Origin of the sequence: Variovorax glucosi, from assembly GCF_051216695.1 — a bacterium.
GTDB lineage: Bacteria > Pseudomonadota > Gammaproteobacteria > Burkholderiales > Burkholderiaceae_C > Variovorax.
This window is the reverse complement of sequence record NZ_JBPJZE010000405.1, coordinates 1-1,032: the sequence shown is the minus strand read 5'-3', so window position 1 is coordinate 1,032 and position 1,032 is coordinate 1. Positions and strand designations below refer to the sequence as shown.

General features: G+C 60.1%; 3 protein-coding genes. 2 read left to right on the top strand and 1 reads right to left on the bottom strand.

Annotation, left to right across the window (positions count from 1 at the left end; translation table 11 throughout):
• A partial coding sequence (locus ACSFA3_RS26045) for a hypothetical protein (RefSeq protein ID WP_435508191.1) occupies nt 1-285 on the top strand: 285 nt, incomplete at its 5' end.
• A 22-nt stretch (nt 286-307) separates the two neighbouring features.
• On the opposite strand, the gene ACSFA3_RS26040 is transcribed toward ACSFA3_RS26045, so the two are convergent.
• A complete protein-coding gene (locus tag ACSFA3_RS26040; RefSeq protein WP_435508190.1) occupies nt 308-463 on the bottom strand; it encodes a hypothetical protein in 156 nt (51 codons plus the stop codon).
• Nucleotides 464-670: 207 nt separating this feature from the next.
• Here ACSFA3_RS26040 and ACSFA3_RS26035 point away from each other — a divergent pair, with 207 nt between their 5' ends.
• Nucleotides 671-970, top strand: coding sequence for a hypothetical protein (locus ACSFA3_RS26035; RefSeq protein WP_435508192.1), 300 nt, complete (start codon nt 671-673; stop codon nt 968-970).
• Nucleotides 971-1,032 lie beyond the last annotated feature (62 nt).

The window sequence follows — 1,032 nt, the reverse complement described above, 5'->3', positions numbered from 1 at the left end:
TTTGCCGGAGAGGTGCACATTGATCAGTTTGTTGTGGCTCCCAAGAACTGTGTATCTGTCATAAATCGGGAAGGTCGCCTCGAACGGAAGTCGAAACCTGACCAAACGAGTGGTGAGATTGGGGCGCAATGCGTTTCAGTGAAATTTACTGAAGGAGACGTTCAAGTCAAAGGGCGCGTCGTTTTCGCTTTGAGCAAAACACTCATCCTGTATGACCCCGAAACGGGGGCAGTAAAACGCGTTCCCACAGAAAATGCCGTTGTCGAAGTGGTTTCAACGTTGTGAGTTTGGGAGCCAAGTTCGAGAACTATTTCGATGAAATCGTGCCGCTCGCGATCTGGTTCTTGTTGAGCGACCGCCCCGGATAGTGCGCAGGCGGCCGTATCGGCTGCCCCGTGGCTTGCTGCTCCAGCACATGTGCCGTCCAGCCGACGGCGCGCGCCGGTGAGTGCGGCCAGGGCAAAGTCGATGTTCATGGCTTCGTCCAGCAGCTTCTCGCTGATGGCGCACAACTCGGTGAATGCCGGCGGCATTCAATGCTGGCCAGCAATGTGCGCCATGAAGCACTGCGCATCCTCCGTCATCCGATACCCTCGCTTTCTTCGCACGCGGCGGTGGCACGTTCGCCACCATCGCATGCACCACGTAAGGCGAAGAAGAAAGAATTCCCATGACGGCGACCCCTTCCCACGCAAGCGCGCAGCGCCTGCCGCGCGATCTTGCGCTCGTCACCGTGGCCATCGATGCCGCGATGGTGCTGGTCAACATGGCCATCCAGCTCTGGCCCGATTCGCCTCACAGCGATCAGCTGCGCAGCGCCTATGCCCTGCCGGGCGTGTGGATTCCGATGGTGTTCAGCATCGGCATGGCCTGGGTGCTGGCGCAAGCGGTGTGCGTGGTGGTGCTGGCCGAGCTGCAGTGGACCGGGCTGCGCCGCACCCGTGGCGGCGCGCGCATGGCCCTTGCCTGAAGGTAGTTGCGAGGAATGCCGGCGACGCCCCTTTACCCGGCATTTTTCGCAATGAGGAACAG